Annotated in this window: 14 protein-coding genes, 1 tRNA gene and 1 riboswitch; of the genes, 9 read left to right on the forward strand and 6 right to left on the reverse strand. The window is 68.1% G+C overall.

What is annotated here, in order from left to right:
* Positions 1-8 precede the first annotated feature (8 nt).
* The 5 genes from ABS73_RS15255 to ABS73_RS15275 all read left to right on the forward strand — a co-directional run bounded on the left by ABS73_RS15255 (position 9) and on the right by ABS73_RS15275 (position 5,848).
* Positions 9-1,043, forward strand: coding sequence for an ABC transporter permease (locus ABS73_RS15255; protein WP_277021566.1), 1,035 nt, complete (start codon positions 9-11; stop codon positions 1,041-1,043).
* 94 nt (positions 1,044-1,137) lie between these two features.
* The gene (locus ABS73_RS15260; RefSeq protein ID WP_277021564.1) at positions 1,138-2,088 is read left to right on the forward strand and encodes a D-ribose ABC transporter substrate-binding protein; all 951 of its coding nucleotides are present in this window, start codon (positions 1,138-1,140) and stop codon (positions 2,086-2,088) included.
* Between the two features lie 53 nt (positions 2,089-2,141).
* Positions 2,142-2,942, forward strand: a complete 801-nt coding sequence (locus ABS73_RS15265; RefSeq protein ID WP_277021562.1) for a DeoR/GlpR family DNA-binding transcription regulator — start codon at positions 2,142-2,144, stop codon at positions 2,940-2,942.
* A gap of 3 nt (positions 2,943-2,945) precedes the next feature.
* A complete protein-coding gene (locus tag ABS73_RS15270) occupies positions 2,946-4,199 on the forward strand; it encodes an FGGY-family carbohydrate kinase (protein WP_277021559.1) in 1,254 nt (417 codons plus the stop codon).
* Positions 4,196-5,848 carry a glycerol-3-phosphate dehydrogenase/oxidase gene (locus ABS73_RS15275; protein ID WP_286693541.1) on the forward strand — a complete coding sequence of 551 codons (1,653 nt, stop codon included), beginning with the start codon at positions 4,196-4,198 and terminating at the stop codon, positions 5,846-5,848. Before ABS73_RS15270 ends, ABS73_RS15275 begins: the two co-directional genes overlap by 4 nt.
* Here the strand turns inward: ABS73_RS15275 and ABS73_RS15280 are convergent.
* Positions 5,830-6,300 carry a 6,7-dimethyl-8-ribityllumazine synthase gene (locus ABS73_RS15280; protein ID WP_277021555.1) on the reverse strand — a complete coding sequence of 157 codons (471 nt, stop codon included), beginning with the start codon at positions 6,298-6,300 and terminating at the stop codon, positions 5,830-5,832. The two genes, ABS73_RS15275 and ABS73_RS15280, sit on opposite strands and share 19 nt — an antisense overlap.
* Positions 6,301-6,373: 73 nt before the next feature.
* Positions 6,374-6,505: riboswitch (FMN riboswitch) on the reverse strand.
* 55 nt (positions 6,506-6,560) lie between these two features.
* Positions 6,561-7,691 carry a tRNA guanosine(34) transglycosylase Tgt gene (gene tgt, locus ABS73_RS15285; RefSeq protein ID WP_277021552.1) on the reverse strand — a complete coding sequence of 377 codons (1,131 nt, stop codon included), beginning with the start codon at positions 7,689-7,691 and terminating at the stop codon, positions 6,561-6,563.
* A 123-nt stretch (positions 7,692-7,814) separates the two neighbouring features.
* Here tgt and ABS73_RS15290 point away from each other — a divergent pair, with 123 nt between their 5' ends.
* From ABS73_RS15290 to ABS73_RS15305, 4 genes are all read left to right on the forward strand, one after another.
* Positions 7,815-8,171, forward strand: a complete 357-nt coding sequence (locus tag ABS73_RS15290; protein WP_042250045.1) for an SUF system Fe-S cluster assembly protein — start codon at positions 7,815-7,817, stop codon at positions 8,169-8,171.
* Positions 8,172-8,242: 71 nt separating this feature from the next.
* On the forward strand, positions 8,243-8,614 hold the full coding sequence (locus ABS73_RS15295; protein ID WP_136855555.1) for a HesB/IscA family protein: 372 nt from the start codon (positions 8,243-8,245) through the stop codon (positions 8,612-8,614).
* A gap of 56 nt (positions 8,615-8,670) precedes the next feature.
* The gene (gene tpiA / locus ABS73_RS15300; RefSeq protein ID WP_277021544.1) at positions 8,671-9,417 is read left to right on the forward strand and encodes a triose-phosphate isomerase; all 747 of its coding nucleotides are present in this window, start codon (positions 8,671-8,673) and stop codon (positions 9,415-9,417) included.
* A gap of 52 nt (positions 9,418-9,469) precedes the next feature.
* Positions 9,470-9,546, forward strand: a tRNA-Arg gene (locus ABS73_RS15305).
* Positions 9,547-9,853: 307 nt separating this feature from the next.
* On the opposite strand, the gene ABS73_RS15310 is transcribed toward ABS73_RS15305, so the two are convergent.
* From ABS73_RS15310 to ABS73_RS15325, 4 genes are all read right to left on the reverse strand, one after another.
* Positions 9,854-10,255, reverse strand: a complete 402-nt coding sequence (locus tag ABS73_RS15310) for a site-specific integrase (RefSeq protein ID WP_286693542.1) — start codon at positions 10,253-10,255, stop codon at positions 9,854-9,856.
* Positions 10,256-11,122: 867 nt separating this feature from the next.
* Complete coding sequence (locus ABS73_RS15315; protein WP_277021628.1) at positions 11,123-11,767, reverse strand: ceramidase domain-containing protein; 645 nt, start codon at positions 11,765-11,767, stop codon at positions 11,123-11,125.
* Between the two features lies 1 nt (position 11,768).
* Complete coding sequence (locus tag ABS73_RS15320; RefSeq protein WP_277021538.1) at positions 11,769-13,007, reverse strand: YeeE/YedE family protein; 1,239 nt, start codon at positions 13,005-13,007, stop codon at positions 11,769-11,771.
* 76 nt (positions 13,008-13,083) lie between these two features.
* A complete protein-coding gene (locus ABS73_RS15325) occupies positions 13,084-13,995 on the reverse strand; it encodes a M10 family metallopeptidase C-terminal domain-containing protein (protein WP_277021535.1) in 912 nt (303 codons plus the stop codon).
* Positions 13,996-14,082: the final 87 nt, after the last annotated feature.

Consider the following 14,082-nt stretch of genomic DNA (forward strand, 5'->3'; position numbering starts at 1 on the left):
GGGAACCCATGTCCGCAACCACCACCAACCCCGCCAAGACCCGGTCCCTGAACATCGGCCGCCTGCTGCTGGAGGGCCGCGCCTTCTTCGCGCTGATCGCGATCATCGCGGTGTTCTCGGTTCTGTCGCCGAACTATTTCACGCTGTCGAACCTGCTGATCATGTCCAGCCAGGTGGCGATCTTTGGCATCCTGTCCATCGGCATGCTGCTGGTCATCCTGAACGGCGGGATCGACCTGTCGGTGGGGTCCATCCTGGCGCTGTCCGGCGTCGTCGCGGGCGCGATGATGCAGGGGGTCGAGATCGACGCGATGGGGGTCATCCTCTATCCGCCGGTCTGGGCGGTCGTCGTGCTGACGGTCTGCGTCGGCGCAGCGGTGGGCGCGATCAACGGCGTGCTGGTCGCGATCTTCAAGGTGCCGCCTTTCGTGGCGACCCTTGGGGTGATGTATGTGGCGCGCGGCGTCGCGTTGCTGATGACCAACGGGCTGACCTACAACAACCTGCGCGGGTCCGAGGCCCTGGGCAATACCGGCTTCAACTGGCTGGGCTTTTACCGCATCGGCGGTGTGCCGATCAGCGTGATCGTGCTGGCCGTGGTGGCGGTTGCCGCGGGGCTGATGCTGTCGCGGTCCGCCTTCGGGCGCTGGCTGTACGCGTCGGGCGGGAACGAGCGCGCGGCGGAACTGTCCGGCGTGCCGGTCAAGCGGGTCAAGATCACCGTCTATGCCGTGTCGGGCGCCCTGGCGGCCGTCGCCGGGCTGGTGCTGGCCTCGCAGCTGACATCGGCGGGGCCCACCGCGGGCAATGCGTATGAGCTGACCGCCATCGCCGCGGTCGTCATCGGCGGGGCGGCCCTGACCGGCGGGCGGGGCACGGTGCGCGGCACCATGCTGGGCGCCTTTGTCATCGGCTTTCTGTCGGCGGGTCTGGTGATCATCGGGGTCAGTTCCTACTGGCAGACGGTGTTCACCGGCGCGGTGATCGTGCTGGCCGTGCTGATGAACTCGCTTCAATACGGCAGCGGCGCGCGCAAGACGTGAGGCCCTGCCCCAGACCTTCCCCGGGGGGCGCGGGAACGCCCCCCGGAAAGACTGCCCCACCGGGCAGGACCACCACACCAAAGGGAGAGAGAGAATGATGAAGATGACGCGCCGGATGCTGATGGCTGCCGTGGCCACCGTGCCGCTGATGGCCGGATCGGCCTGGGCCGAGGGGCTGATCACCGTGATCGTGAACGATCCGGCCAACCCCTACTGGTTCACCGAGGGCGAGGTCGCCAAGGCCACCGCCGAAGAGCTGGGCTATACCGCCAATGTGGCCGCCCATCGCGGCGACACCAACACCGAAAGCACGCTGATCGACACCGCGATCACCAACCAGTCGGTCGCGATCATCCTGGACCCGGCCAATGCCGACGGCTCGGTCGGTGCCGTCCAGAAGGCCGTTGATGCGGGCATCCCGGTGTTCCTGGTCAATGCCGAGATCAACCAGGAGGGTCTGGCCAAGGCGCAGCTGGTGTCGAACAACGCGCAGGGCGCGGCCCTGGGCGCGCAGGCCTGGGTCGAGGCGATGGGCGAGGAAGGCGGCCAGTTCGTCGAGCTGTTCGGCGCGCCGTCGGACAACAACGCCCAGACCCGGTCCAACGGGTTCGAGACGGTGCTGTCCCAGTACCCCGAGTTCGAGAAGGTCGGCCAGGAGGTCGCCAATTGGGACCGCACCCAGGGCTATCAGCGCATGCAGTCGCTGCTGCAGGCGAACCCCGACGTGACCGGCGTGATTTCCGGCAATGACGAGATGGCCCTGGGCGCCATCGCCGCGCTGAAGGAGGCGGGCCGGCTGGATCAGGTCACCGTGGGCGGCTTTGACGGCAGCCCCGACGCGGTCGAGGCCGTGCGCGCCGGAGAGATGGCCTATACCGTCCTGCAGCCCGTCGCGATCTTTGCCGAGGAAGCCGTCCGCCAGGCCGACACCTTCATCAAGACCGGAGAGACCGGCGCCGACAGCGAAAAGCAGCTGTTCGACTGCCTGCTGATCACCCCCGAGAACGTCGACAGCTACAGCGCGCCCTTCGTTCTGGACCAGTGACCCCCGCGGGGCGTGCGGTGACCCGCGCGCCCCCTTTTGCCCCAAGGCCCGCCATGGACATCATCCCCTCGGACAGCCGCCAGGCACGCAGACAGGCGCGGCGCACGCTGATCGCGCAGGCGGTCCTGTCCGAGGGCCAGCTGCGCATCGAGGACCTGACCGCGCGGTTCGGCATCAGCCTGATGACCGCCCATCGCGATCTGGACGACCTGGCCGCGCGCGGCGTGCTGCGCAAGGCGCGCGGCGTCGTCTCGGCCGCGCCGACCAGCCTGGTCGAGGCCAGCGACCAGTATCGCGACACCCGCCAGGCGCCCCAGAAATCGGCCATCGCGGCGCTGGCCGCCCGCCAGATCGACGCCGGACAGGCGGTGTTTCTGGACGACAGCACGACCGTGCTGCGCATGGTGCCGCATCTGGCGGCACTGGTGCCGCTGACGGTCATCACCAATGCGCTGACGCTGATGGGCGCCGTCAAGGACATGCGCGATCTGACGCTGCTGGGTCTGGGCGGACAGTATCACGCCTGGTGCAACGCCTTCATGGGGCCGCAGACCACCGCCCAGATCACCCGCCTGCGGGCCGATCTGGCGATCGTGTCGATGGCCGCGATCACCGACGGCCGGGTCTTTCACCAATCGCCCGACATGGCCGCGACGAAACGCGCCATGCTGGACGCCGCTGGCCGCCGCATCCTGCTGGCCGATCACACCAAGTTCACCCGCCACGCCCTGCATTCCATGGGCGGGGTCGAGGATTTCGACCTGGTCGTCACCGACGACCGCACGCCCGCCGACCAGATCACCGCCCTGCGCCGGCGCGGTGTCACGGTCCAGATCGCCGCCGTGGAGGGCTGAGCCATGCTGATCCTGGGGTTGGACAACGGGCTGACGGTCACCAAGGCGGTGATCTTTGACCAGACCGGCGGCGTGCGCGGGGTCGCCGATGGGTGGGTCGCGGACGGCACCGCAGCACGAGCGCTGGCGCGGACCGGGCAGATGCCCCATGCCTCGGCCCCCGCCGCGATCTTGGCGTGGATGCGCGACCACGACCCCGCGCGCTTTGCCGCCATCGGCCATGTGCTGGCCTGCAAGGACTGGCTGACCCTGTGCCTGACCGGCCGCATCGGCACCGACCTGACCGAGGCCAGCACCTCGTTCACCGACGTGGCTACCCAAGATTACGCCCCCGACATTCCCGTCATCTTCGGTCTGGCGGGCCTGCCCCTGCCCGACATCGCCCTGCCCGATCAGGTCGTGGGCCATGTGACAGCCCAGGCCGCCGCGCTGACCGGCCTGATGCCCGGCACGCCGGTCGTGGCGGGGCTGCATGACGTCACCGCCTCGGCCTTGGGGTCGGGGGGCTATGCTCTGGGCACGGTCGCGATCGTCGCGGGCACCTATTCGATCAACCAGACCGTCACCGACCGACCCCTGTCCGATCCGCGCTGGTTCTGCCGCAACGGCATCGCGCGGGGGGAATGGAACGCCATGTCGATCTCTCCTGCGTCCGCCGCGAATTACGACTGGTTCCTGGACAGCCTGTGCCGGGAGGAGGGCGACCAGCCCGCCCATCTGCGCGTCATCCCCGAGATCGAGGCCGCGCTGGCCCGCCCCTCCAGCGCGTTGTTCCACCCCTATCTGTTCGGCTCGCCCCACGGGCCGCAGGCCAGCGCGGCGTTCTTTGGCCTGCACGGCTGGCACGATCGCGGCGATATGCTGCGCGCCGTGATCGAGGGCATCGCCTTCAACCACCGCCACCATGTCGACGCCCTGCGCGACGGGTTCCGCCCCACAGCCGCACGTTTGACCGGCGGCATCTCTCGCGCGCCGGTCTTTGCACAGCTGTTCGCGGATGTGCTGGGCATGCCGGTGACCGTCAGCGCGACCGAAGAGGCCGCAGCCTGGGGCGCGGCGCTATGCGCGGGGTCGGGGGTGGGCCTGTTCGCCTCGCCGCGCCACGACCCGCGCGACGCGGCGGCGATCACCCACACCCACCATCCCGACCCCGCGCGCATGGCCGACATGGCCGCGCGACACGCGGTCTTCACCGATCTGGGCGCGGCGCTGGCGCCGCTCTGGCCCCGGATCGAGGCTTTGCAGGGCGACACATGACCCAGGATATCGACGTGCTGATCCTTGGCGCGGGCATCAACGGCGCGGGGCTGTTCCGCGACCTGTGCGAACAGGGCATCAACGCCGTGATCGTGGACAAGGCCGATTACGGCGGCGGCACCTCGGCCGCACCCTCGCGCCTGATCCATGGCGGCATCAAGTACCTGGAGACCGGAGAGCTGCGCCTGGTCGCGCAATCCACGCTGGAGCGCAACCTGCTGCTGAAGAACGCACCCCACTTGGTCAAGCCGCTGCCCACGGTCATCCCGATCTTCTCCTGGCTGCGGGGCATCGGGCCTGCGCTGCGCACGTTGATGGGGTCCACCACCGCGCCCCGCAGCCGCGGCGCGGTGCTGATGAAGGCCGGGCTGGCGATGTACGATTTCTATGGCCGCCGCCACCGGGTGATGCCGCGCCACCAGTTATGGTCGCGCGCCCGCGCCCTGCGCGAGATCCCACCTTTGACTCCGCGCATCAAGGCCGCGGGCCAGTATTACGACGCCGCCGTGACCCTGCCTGAACGGTTGGTCTGGGAGCTGGTCGCCGACGGGCTGCGCGCCAATCCCGCCGCACGTGCGCTGAACCACACCGCGCTGACCGGCACCGATGGCGATGTGATCCACCTCTCCGGCCCGGACGGCGTGCTGTCCCTGCGCCCCCGCATTGTGGTGAATGCCGCAGGACCTTGGATCGACCGCGTGAACGCCATGCTTGGCACGCCCACGCGGATGATCGGCGGGACCAAGGGGTCGCATATCCTGCTGGACCACCCCGCGCTGCTGGCCGCCCTGCAGGGCCGGATGATCTATTTCGAGGCCGATGACGGCCGCATCTGCCTGGTCTTTCCCTATCTGGACCGCGCGCTGGTGGGTTCCACCGACATCCGCGCCGACGACCCCGATACCGTGGCCTGCGACGACGCGGAAATCGCCTATTTCCTCGACGCGCTGCGCGGCCTGCTGCCGGGGCTGGAATTCGATGACAGCCAGATCGTCTATGCCTATTCCGGCATCCGCCCCCTGCCCGCCTCGGATGCCGCCAATCCCGGCCTGATCAGCCGCGACCATTCGGCCCCGGTTATCGACCCGGACGCGACGCGACGCTGGCCGATCATCGCGCTGGTGGGGGGCAAATGGACCACCTTCCGCGGCTTCGCCCAGGAAGTCGCCGACGACATCCTGCAGCGCCTCGCCGCGTCACGGCGCATCAGCACGGAACGCCTGCCCATCGGCGGTGGCCGCGATTACCCGGCCGATGCGGGCGCGTGGAGCGACGATGCGGCACGGCGCACCCTGGCCGCGCCCGCCCGCGCGCGCCATCTTCTGGCGCGCTATGGCACGACCGCCGCCCAGATCCTGGCCGCCGAAGGCCCCACGCCTGCGATGCTGGCGGACAGCGATCACAGCGAACAGGAGCTGGACTGGATCATCCGGAACGAACAGGTCGGCACCCTGGCCGATCTGGTGATGCGCCGCACCGCGCTGGCGGTCACCGGCCGCCTGTCGGCCCGCGATCTGGCCCGCATCGCCGACCTCTGCGCCACGGCCCTGCACTGGGACGTCGCGCGCCGCGACAGCGAACTCGGGGAAACGCAGGCGATGCTGCTGTCACGGCACCGCCTGCGGATGGATCAGGCCGCGTCCGCCTGATCCAGGCGGGCCAGACGCCCCTCGACTGCCAGCATCTGGGCGACGGCATGGGCAGCCTCGGCCCCCTTTTTTACGAAATGCTCGCGATAGAACCCGGTCAGCAGCTCGGTCTCCTGATAATTGTGCGGCGTCAGCGAGACGGAGAACACCGGCACACCCGTCTCCAGCCCCGCCTGCATCAGCCCGGAGACGACTGCCTGGGCCACGAAATCATGGCGATAGATGCCGCCATCAACCACCAGGGCGGCGGCCACCACGGCGTCATACTTGCCCGTCAGGGCCAGCTTCTTGGCCAGGAACGGCATCTCGAAGGCGCCGGGCACGTCCCAGGCCTCGATCTGGGCGCCGGGCATCAGGCTGGCGGCCTCGGCCAGGAAACCGTCATGGGCGCGGTCCACCACATCGGCGTGCCAGCGCGCCCGGACAAAGGCGATACGAGGAGATTTGGTCATCTTTCAGGAACCTTACGTTAGAATGCGTCAGGCCCCCAAGGCATACCACCGCGCGCGCCGGGGTGGCGCACAGGGCGGTTCTCTTCCATCCGGACTATACCGTCGGCCCCGGAATTTCACCGGATCTGCTGACCCCCTTTCGAAAAAGGGGCGCTCGCGGGCTGTGACCGCCGGTGGGGAATTGCACCCCGCCCTGAGAACGCCCACAAGATAACCCCTCAACCCGCCCGCGCCAAGGGCGGACGCTGCGGAAAATCGCGTCAGACGGGTTCGATGTCGCCTTCGGCCCGGCGCGCGTGGAAATCGGCCACGAACGAGTCCAGCCGACCCGCCGCGATCGCGTCGCGCAGCCCCGCCATCAGCTGTTGATAGTAATGCAGGTTGTGCCAGGTCAGCAGCATGCCGCTGATCATCTCACGCGCGCGGAACACGTGGTGCAGATAGGCGCGGGAATAGCCCGTGCAGCAGGGGCAGGTGCAATCCTCGTCCAGCGGGCGCGGGTCGTCCTGGTGGCGGGCGTTCTTGATGTTGACCTGGCCGCGCGGGGTCCAGGCCTGGCCCGTCCGTCCCGACCGCGAGGGCAGCACGCAATCCATCATGTCGATGCCGCGCTGGACCGCGCCCACGATGTCATCGGGCTTGCCCACGCCCATCAGATAGCGCGGCTTGTCCACCGGCAGGAAACCTGGGGCATAGTCCAGCACGCCGAACATTGCCTCCTGCCCCTCGCCCACGGCCAGGCCGCCAACCGCATAGCCGTCGAACCCGATGGCCTGCAGGGCCTGGGCGCTTTCCTCGCGCAGATCGCGCGTCACGCCGCCCTGCATGATGCCGAACAGCGCGTGACCGGGGCGGTCCCCGAACGCGTCGCGCGACCGCTGCGCCCACCGCATCGACAGGCGCATGGACGCCGCCACCGCCTCATCCGTCGCGGGCAGCGCGGGGCATTCATCGAAACACATCACGATGTCACTGCCCAACAGCTTCTGGATCTGCATGCTGGTCTCGGGCGACAGGAAATGCTTGGACCCGTCCACGTGGCTGGAAAAGGTCACGCCGTCCTCGGTCAGCTTGCGCAGGCCGGCCAGCGACATCACCTGAAACCCGCCGCTGTCGGTCAGGATCGGTTTCTGCCAGTTCATGAACTTGTGCAGCCCGCCCATCCGCGCGACGCGTTCCGCACCGGGACGCAGCATCAGATGATAGGTGTTGCCCAGCAGGATGTGCGCGCCCGTGGACGCCACGCTTTCGGGCAGCATCGCCTTGACCGTCGCCGCCGTGCCCACCGGCATGAAGGCCGGGGTGCGGATCTGCCCGCGGGGCGTGTCGATGACGCCCGTGCGCGCCGCGCCGTCGGTCGCGGAAAGGGTATAGCTGAAACGCGTGGTCATGGTGCCGCCTGCCTGTGGAACCGTGCGGTTCTAACCGCGCCTCGCCCGGCGTGCAATGCGCGTGCCACTGGACCGCGGGCAGGTGCTGCCCTATATAATTGGTCGGAATTGAAGGATGATCCGATGACCGAACCCCTGATGGAAGGCGCGCCGCTGATCGCGCCGTCTTCGACCGACCATCCCCTGTACGAGCCCATCGTCGAGGCGTGCAAGACCGTCTATGACCCGGAGATCCCGGTGAACATCCACGATTTGGGCCTGATCTACACGGTCGAAATCAACGACGCCTCCGAGGTGCGGGTGATCATGACGCTGACCGCCCCCGGCTGTCCCGTCGCCGGAGAGATGCCCGGATGGGTCGCCGACGCGGTCGAGGCCGTGCCCGGCGTCAAGCAGGTCGATGTCGAGATGACCTTCCAGCCGCAATGGGGCATGGACATGATGTCCGACGAGGCGCGTCTGGAGCTGGGCTTCATGTGATCGCCGGGGGCGGTCTTGAACCCGCGCCCCCCGGATGACTATCTTGAAGTGAGCCCCGAAAGGATCGTCCCATGTTCGCCATGCCCGGCACGCCCCCCGTCACCATCACCCCTGCCGCCGCCGCGCGGATCGCGCAGCTGATGGCGGGCAAGAACGCCTACGGTCTGCGCATCGGCCTGAAGAAGGGCGGCTGCGCGGGCATGGAATACACGATGGAGATGGCCGAGACCCCCGCCCCCAACGAGGCCGTGGTCGAGCTGGACGGTGCCCGCGTGATCATCGCGCCCATGGCGCAGATGTTCCTGTTCGGGACCGAGATCGACTATGAGACCGGCCTGCTGGAGCAGGGCTTCCGGTTCCGCAACCCGAACGTCACCGACAGCTGCGGCTGCGGGGAATCGGTGAACTTTGCCCCCATCGAGGGCGCCCGCCCCGCGAACTGACGGTTGCGCGGCGGCGGGGCGCTGGCTAAGCCTGTCGGGACCAAACGGAGGACCCCATGGCACCGCGCAAACTGGCCGCTGGCAACTGGAAGATGAACGGCACCCTGGCCGCGCTGGATCAGCTGGACGGCATGGCCGCCGCCGCCGAAGGCGCGACCTGCGACGTGCTGATCTGCCCCCCCGCCCTGCTGATCCATCCGATGATCGCGCGCGTGGGCGCAGGCGATCTGCTGATCGGCGGACAGGATTGCCACGCTGCCGCGCAGGGCGCCCATACCGGCGACATCGCCGCGGCCCAGCTGCGCGATGCGGGCGCGACCCATGTGATCCTGGGCCATTCCGAACGCCGCGCCGATCACGGCGAAACCGATGCCCAGGTCCGCGCCAAGGCCCAGGCTGCGCATCAGGCCGGCCTGGTGGCCGTCATCTGCCTAGGCGAGACCGAGGCGCAGCGCGACGCAGGTGCGACGCTGGACGTGATCGCCACGCAGCTGGCGGGTTCCGTGCCCGACGTGGCAACCGCCGCGAATACCGTGATCGCCTATGAGCCGGTCTGGGCCATCGGCACCGGTCGCACCCCCACAACCGACCAGATTGCCGAGGTCCACGCCCTGCTGCGCGACCGCCTGACCGCGCGGCTGGAGGACGGCGCCGATGTCGCCCTGCTGTATGGCGGCAGCGTCAAGCCGACCAACGCGGCCGAGATCTTTGCCATCGCCCATGTGAACGGCGCGCTGGTGGGCGGGGCCAGCCTGAAGGCCGCCGATTTCGTGCCGATCATCACGGCCCTGGACGCAGCCTGACCCATTTTCACCATTGCGCCGCCTGACCCCTGAGGGTAATCAGGCGTCGCGTGCACCCGTAGCTCAGCTGGATAGAGCGCTGCCCTCCGAAGGCAGAGGCCAGGGGTTCGAATCCCTTCGGGTGCACCAGATTTCCAAAGATCCCCTGATTTCATTGCCGTCTTGAGCCTGTTTTGGAAACTTGGCGAGGTTGTTTTCACTTTGTCGCCTACGCTTTGCCCCGAGCACGCCCTTTTGGTCGACCTGGCGGGTGTATTGCGAGATCTCTGGCAGGGTCGCGCGACCCGTTCAGGCGCCGAACTGAGAGGCAGTGGCACCCGTCTCGGCCAGCGCTGCGGCACACGCCTTTCGCAGTCCAATCGTCTAGAGGTCCTGCGGCCGATGCGGCGAAACTCCTCCGCTGCGGCAAGCCCTCCACGCTTCGGGGCTGGCCGTTCTAGGTCATGATCCAGATCATCCGGTCGCGCGGCACCGATGCCAGAAACAGGGCACGCTCTGCACGCGGCGACTCAGCCCATTGGGGCAGCGTCTTGCCCGGACAGGTTGCAGGGCCGCCTGTTTTCGCTTGGACAAAGTTCGGCCAGCCGTCGCCATCTACGCGCTGCCAGCCAAGTCCCACGGCATCGACGCAGCGCGCGCCGGTCCGGTAAATCACCTCGAAAGCGATCCGCCCCCGCGTCATAGCAGCCAAGTGCTGGCGGAACTTCGCAAGTTCGGCAGTCGTCCACTGGCGGTGCGATTTGACCTCGCCACGCTGCGCCTTGACGCCTGCGGACGGATCGGACGGATCGGACGGATCGGACGAGATCATTTCTTCATCGACCGCGAATTCCAGCATCGACCGCCATGGCTTTCGGCCTGTTCTGGGCAGCCCTGGCGTCAGGGCGCGGATATCCTTTCGCTGATGATCGGACGGGAAACCCTTGACCAACCCGGTGCCGCGATCGGCGCTAATACGGTCAAGCGTCCGGCGTGACACCGCGCGCGTGCTGTCTGCCATCCGCCTGTATTCGTGAGACGCGAGGTAGGAGACATACAGGGCAGCGATGGTGCCCTCCTGGTGCCGCGCGGCTTGGACTGCACCCTTCTCGCTGCGACATAGGCTACCAGGAGGTCCGGATGGTTGTCGTGCAGATCAGGGAGCGGCACCAACTGGCCACCGACACGGCAATATTTGCACTGGCGGCCACCGGCCTTGGCGACGACCTTAATCTCCTGCAGTCTCCGAATACCGCGTCGCATGCGCTCCCCTCTTCCTCGCCCTCACTGGGCAGGCTGGACGCGAACTCGTCATGCGCCAGCCGATCGTCGCGGCGCTTGCCCCCCTGCATCGTCCGAGGAATAGAATGCCCCTGCCGGATGGTATCGCAGACCCCCAGAGACGCCGCAGCCTCCGGCGTGGGAGGCACGCGCCGCGGGAACGTAATTGCCGCGACGCTGCAGGCGGGTATGCTCGAAGGCCAGCGCAAGACGCAGCGGACAGACCTGCACGCCGCATAGGCAACCCAGGACTTGCGCATCAGCCACGAGAAGCAGCTGACCGACATCCGGACTGATCTGGTCGCCCACAGCCGCTCGATCCAGCAGCTGCAGATCTCCGACGTCTTGTAAGCCGTGGAAAGTTAACGCGCCGCGTAGGACGGATTTCCACGCTAAAGCGACGAGAATGCGGCTTTACGCGGCCCCGTCGGCTGCACCAGTTTCCCTAACCGACGCGGTGACGGCGCCAGACCTCGATCATCCAGGCCAGCATGATCGCGTTCAGGATATGCCACATGAAATGCGTGCCGATGGGCAGCACCGCGCAGCTGGCCTGATCCAGGGTGCGAAAGGTCAGCGATACGACCAGCAGCCCCGCCCCGATCGCCAGACCCCGCGCGACCTGCGGCAACCGGCCGCGCAGCAGCAGCGCGTAGACCCCGATCAGCACCGGCACGGGCGCATAGCTGGCCGACGACCCCAGCCCCGGCACCTGCTGGAACAGCGGCACGGTCAGGGCGGCATAGGGGATGAACCCCGCCGTCACCACCGCCGCCACCCAGGGCCGCGCGCCGAAATAATCGCGCGTCGCGGCAAAGACATAAAGCAGGATGAAGGCCACGATCGGCACCACGTCCATCAGGCTGGTCAAGGGATTCGCGTGGGTGTGAAACAGCCACGACCCGATGCCGATGACGAACAGCACCCCCGCCATCAGCCGCCCCATCGCCAGGCCCGGCCCCTGCAACCGCCGCCAGATCACCACGGCAGCCACCAGAAAGGCCAGGTTGGTCAGGGCATTGATGGGTTCGGACCAGTAATCCGGGCCGGTGCGTTCGCAATAGGCGTCGACGGGGGCGAACCAATCCATCTCAGCCATCCGCCCGGCTGGTCCGCCGCTCCATGAAGAACCACGGCCGCAGCTTGACCCCCAGGATATTGCCCGCAAAGGCCGCCACCGCCCACAGATAGCCATGCAGGCTGCCCGATGCGATCCCCGAGAAATAGGCCCCGATGTTGCAGCCATAGGCGATGCGCGCGCCATATCCCAGCATGAGGCCGCCCACCACCGCCGCGATCACCGACCGCAGCGGGATGCGCAGCGACGGCGCAAAGCGGCCCGCCAGAGACGCGGCCAGCATGGCCCCCGCGATGATGCCGATATTCATGATCGTGGTGATGTCGGCAAAGATCGACGATTGCAGCGCTTGGGCATTGGCGGGGCGCTGCCAATAGCCCCAGGCGGTCGGGTCGATCCCCACCAGCTGCGCGATTTTGGCGCCCCACAGCGCAAAGGCCGCGGTGATGCCCCAGGGCCGCCCGGAAATCGCCAGCGTCAGAAAGTTCAGCACCACCAGCGCCACCGCGCCCGCGACCAGCGGCCAAGGCCCGCGCAGCCAGCGCGCCACACCGTGGACCGGGCTGTCGGGCGCCTGCTCCAACGCGCCGTGGCGGCGGCGTTCGACCCGCGTCGTCAGCAGCGCGATGGCGCCGAAGATCGCCAGCGACAGCGCGATGCCGCCCCACACGCCGAAGGGCTGCCACAGGGCCATAGGCTCCAGCGACGGCAGGCTGGCCCACCAGTCGAAATGCACGGTGCCCAGCAGCGATCCGACGATGAAGAAGACCAGCGTGATCAGCATCCGGGCATTGCCGCCCCCCGCCGTGAACAGCGTCCCCGAGGCGCAGCCCCCGCCCAGCTGCATCCCGATGCCAAAGATGAACGCCCCCGCGATCACCCCCAGACCTGCGGGCGAGACCAGGCCCCGCACCTCGTTCCCGAACAGCATGCCCGAGGACAGCGCCGGAAAGAACAGCAGCACCGCCATCGCCAGCAGCAGCATCTGGACCCGCAGCCCGCGGCCCCGCCCGTCCAGGATGAACACCCGCCAGGCCGAGGTGAAGCCGAAGGCCGCGTGATACAGCGACAGCCCCAGCGCCCCGCCGATCAGAAACAGCGCGCCCTGCGCCGGGCCATAGGTCAGGGCCAGCCCGATCGTGCCCAGGGCCAGCGCCACAAGCGCCCCCACGCCCGGCGCGCCCAGAGGCGGCAGGCCCATTCCGGGTCGGCCCATTCCGGGTCGGGAGGACAGGATCTGTGCGTCGGCCATGGCGGTTCCTTTGTCATGGTTCGGGATGCGTCCGGGCAGATGGCCCCGAAGCCCCCCGATTGGCAAGCCCCGCCCGTCACAGCAGGAAGTGGTCGGCCTCCAGCTCCAGCCGCCCGGCCAGGCGGATGATCATGTCGGGCGTGCGGTCTCCGTTCACGTCGACCAGCACGCGCGTGGCCCCGTCCATGTGATCCCACCGCAGCGAGCGCATCCCGTCGTGCGGGCCGGTCCCGGCAAAGGTCAGGTTCAGCGCCCGCAGGTCGATCAGATCCTCTCCGGGGCGGAAATCGGTGATCAGGTCCGCCAATCCGCGCGCGCTATCGGCCACGGAATTGAAGCGGAACACATCCGCCCCCATGCCGCCGGTCAGCACGTCCTGACCCAGCCCGCCGATGATCGTGTCGTTGCCCTGCTGACCCAGCAACGTGTCGCGGCCCGGTCCGCCATCCAGCAGGTCGTTGCCCATCCCGCCCTCGGCCCGGTCATTGCCCGCCCCGGCGCGGATCGTGTCCCAGCCCGGCCCGCCAAAGATCAGATCGTCGCCCGCACCCGCCAGGATGATGTCGTCGCCCATGTCGCCATACAGCGTGTCGCGCCCCGCCCCCGCCGTCAGCCGGTCATTGCCCATGCCCCCCGACATCCAGTTGTTGCCCAGCATGTCGGTCAGATGATCCGCGCCCTCGTTCCCGAACAGGCGATCATTGCCCGCCCCCCCGATCAGCGTGTCGTTGCCCATGCCGCCATGCAGCGAGTCGTTGCCACCATTGCCCAGGATGCGGTCATTGCCCGCACCGCCGCGCAGCATGTTGCCCACGGCGCTGCCCTGCACCACGTCATTGCCCGACCCGGCCACATAGCCCTCGATCAATGTGCCGGGCGCGATCTGCAGATTGCCGCGCAGGCCCCAGACGTCGGAGGACGCGCCCATGCGCAGATCGACCCGCTGATCCATCCAGTCGCGCGAGAAGTTGATGGTGTTCCTTGACAACGGTTCGATCTGTCAACCTAAAACACTATATTTCCTGGACTACCTCATCAGGTCGATAATATGGCTCTCTGGACATCGAGAGGCGCC

Origin of the sequence: Paracoccus sp. SCN 68-21, from assembly GCF_001724535.1 — a bacterium.
Classification (GTDB): domain Bacteria; phylum Pseudomonadota; class Alphaproteobacteria; order Rhodobacterales; family Rhodobacteraceae; genus Paracoccus; species Paracoccus hibiscisoli.

Bases quoted from the DNA above. Each gene is read 5' to 3' on its own strand.
- ABS73_RS15255 (WP_277021566.1), top strand. From the start codon at position 9: ATGTCCGCAACCACCACCAACCCCGCCAAGACCCGGTCCCTGAACATC.
- tpiA (WP_277021544.1), top strand. From the start codon at position 8,671: ATGGCACCGCGCAAACTGGCCGCTGGCAACTGGAAGATGAACGGCACC.
- ABS73_RS15310 (WP_286693542.1), bottom strand. From the start codon at position 10,255: ATGCTGGAATTCGCGGTCGATGAAGAAATGATCTCGTCCGATCCGTCC.
- ABS73_RS15280 (WP_277021555.1), bottom strand. From the start codon at position 6,300: ATGACCAAATCTCCTCGTATCGCCTTTGTCCGGGCGCGCTGGCACGCC.
- ABS73_RS15320 (WP_277021538.1), bottom strand. From the start codon at position 13,007: ATGGCCGACGCACAGATCCTGTCCTCCCGACCCGGAATGGGCCGACCC.
- ABS73_RS15315 (WP_277021628.1), bottom strand. From the start codon at position 11,767: ATGGATTGGTTCGCCCCCGTCGACGCCTATTGCGAACGCACCGGCCCG.
- ABS73_RS15295 (WP_136855555.1), top strand. From the start codon at position 8,243: ATGTTCGCCATGCCCGGCACGCCCCCCGTCACCATCACCCCTGCCGCC.
- ABS73_RS15265 (WP_277021562.1), top strand. From the start codon at position 2,142: ATGGACATCATCCCCTCGGACAGCCGCCAGGCACGCAGACAGGCGCGG.
- ABS73_RS15270 (WP_277021559.1), top strand. From the start codon at position 2,946: ATGCTGATCCTGGGGTTGGACAACGGGCTGACGGTCACCAAGGCGGTG.
- tgt (WP_277021552.1), bottom strand. From the start codon at position 7,691: ATGACCACGCGTTTCAGCTATACCCTTTCCGCGACCGACGGCGCGGCG.
- ABS73_RS15275 (WP_286693541.1), top strand. From the start codon at position 4,196: ATGACCCAGGATATCGACGTGCTGATCCTTGGCGCGGGCATCAACGGC.
- ABS73_RS15260 (WP_277021564.1), top strand. From the start codon at position 1,138: ATGATGAAGATGACGCGCCGGATGCTGATGGCTGCCGTGGCCACCGTG.
- ABS73_RS15290 (WP_042250045.1), top strand. From the start codon at position 7,815: ATGACCGAACCCCTGATGGAAGGCGCGCCGCTGATCGCGCCGTCTTCG.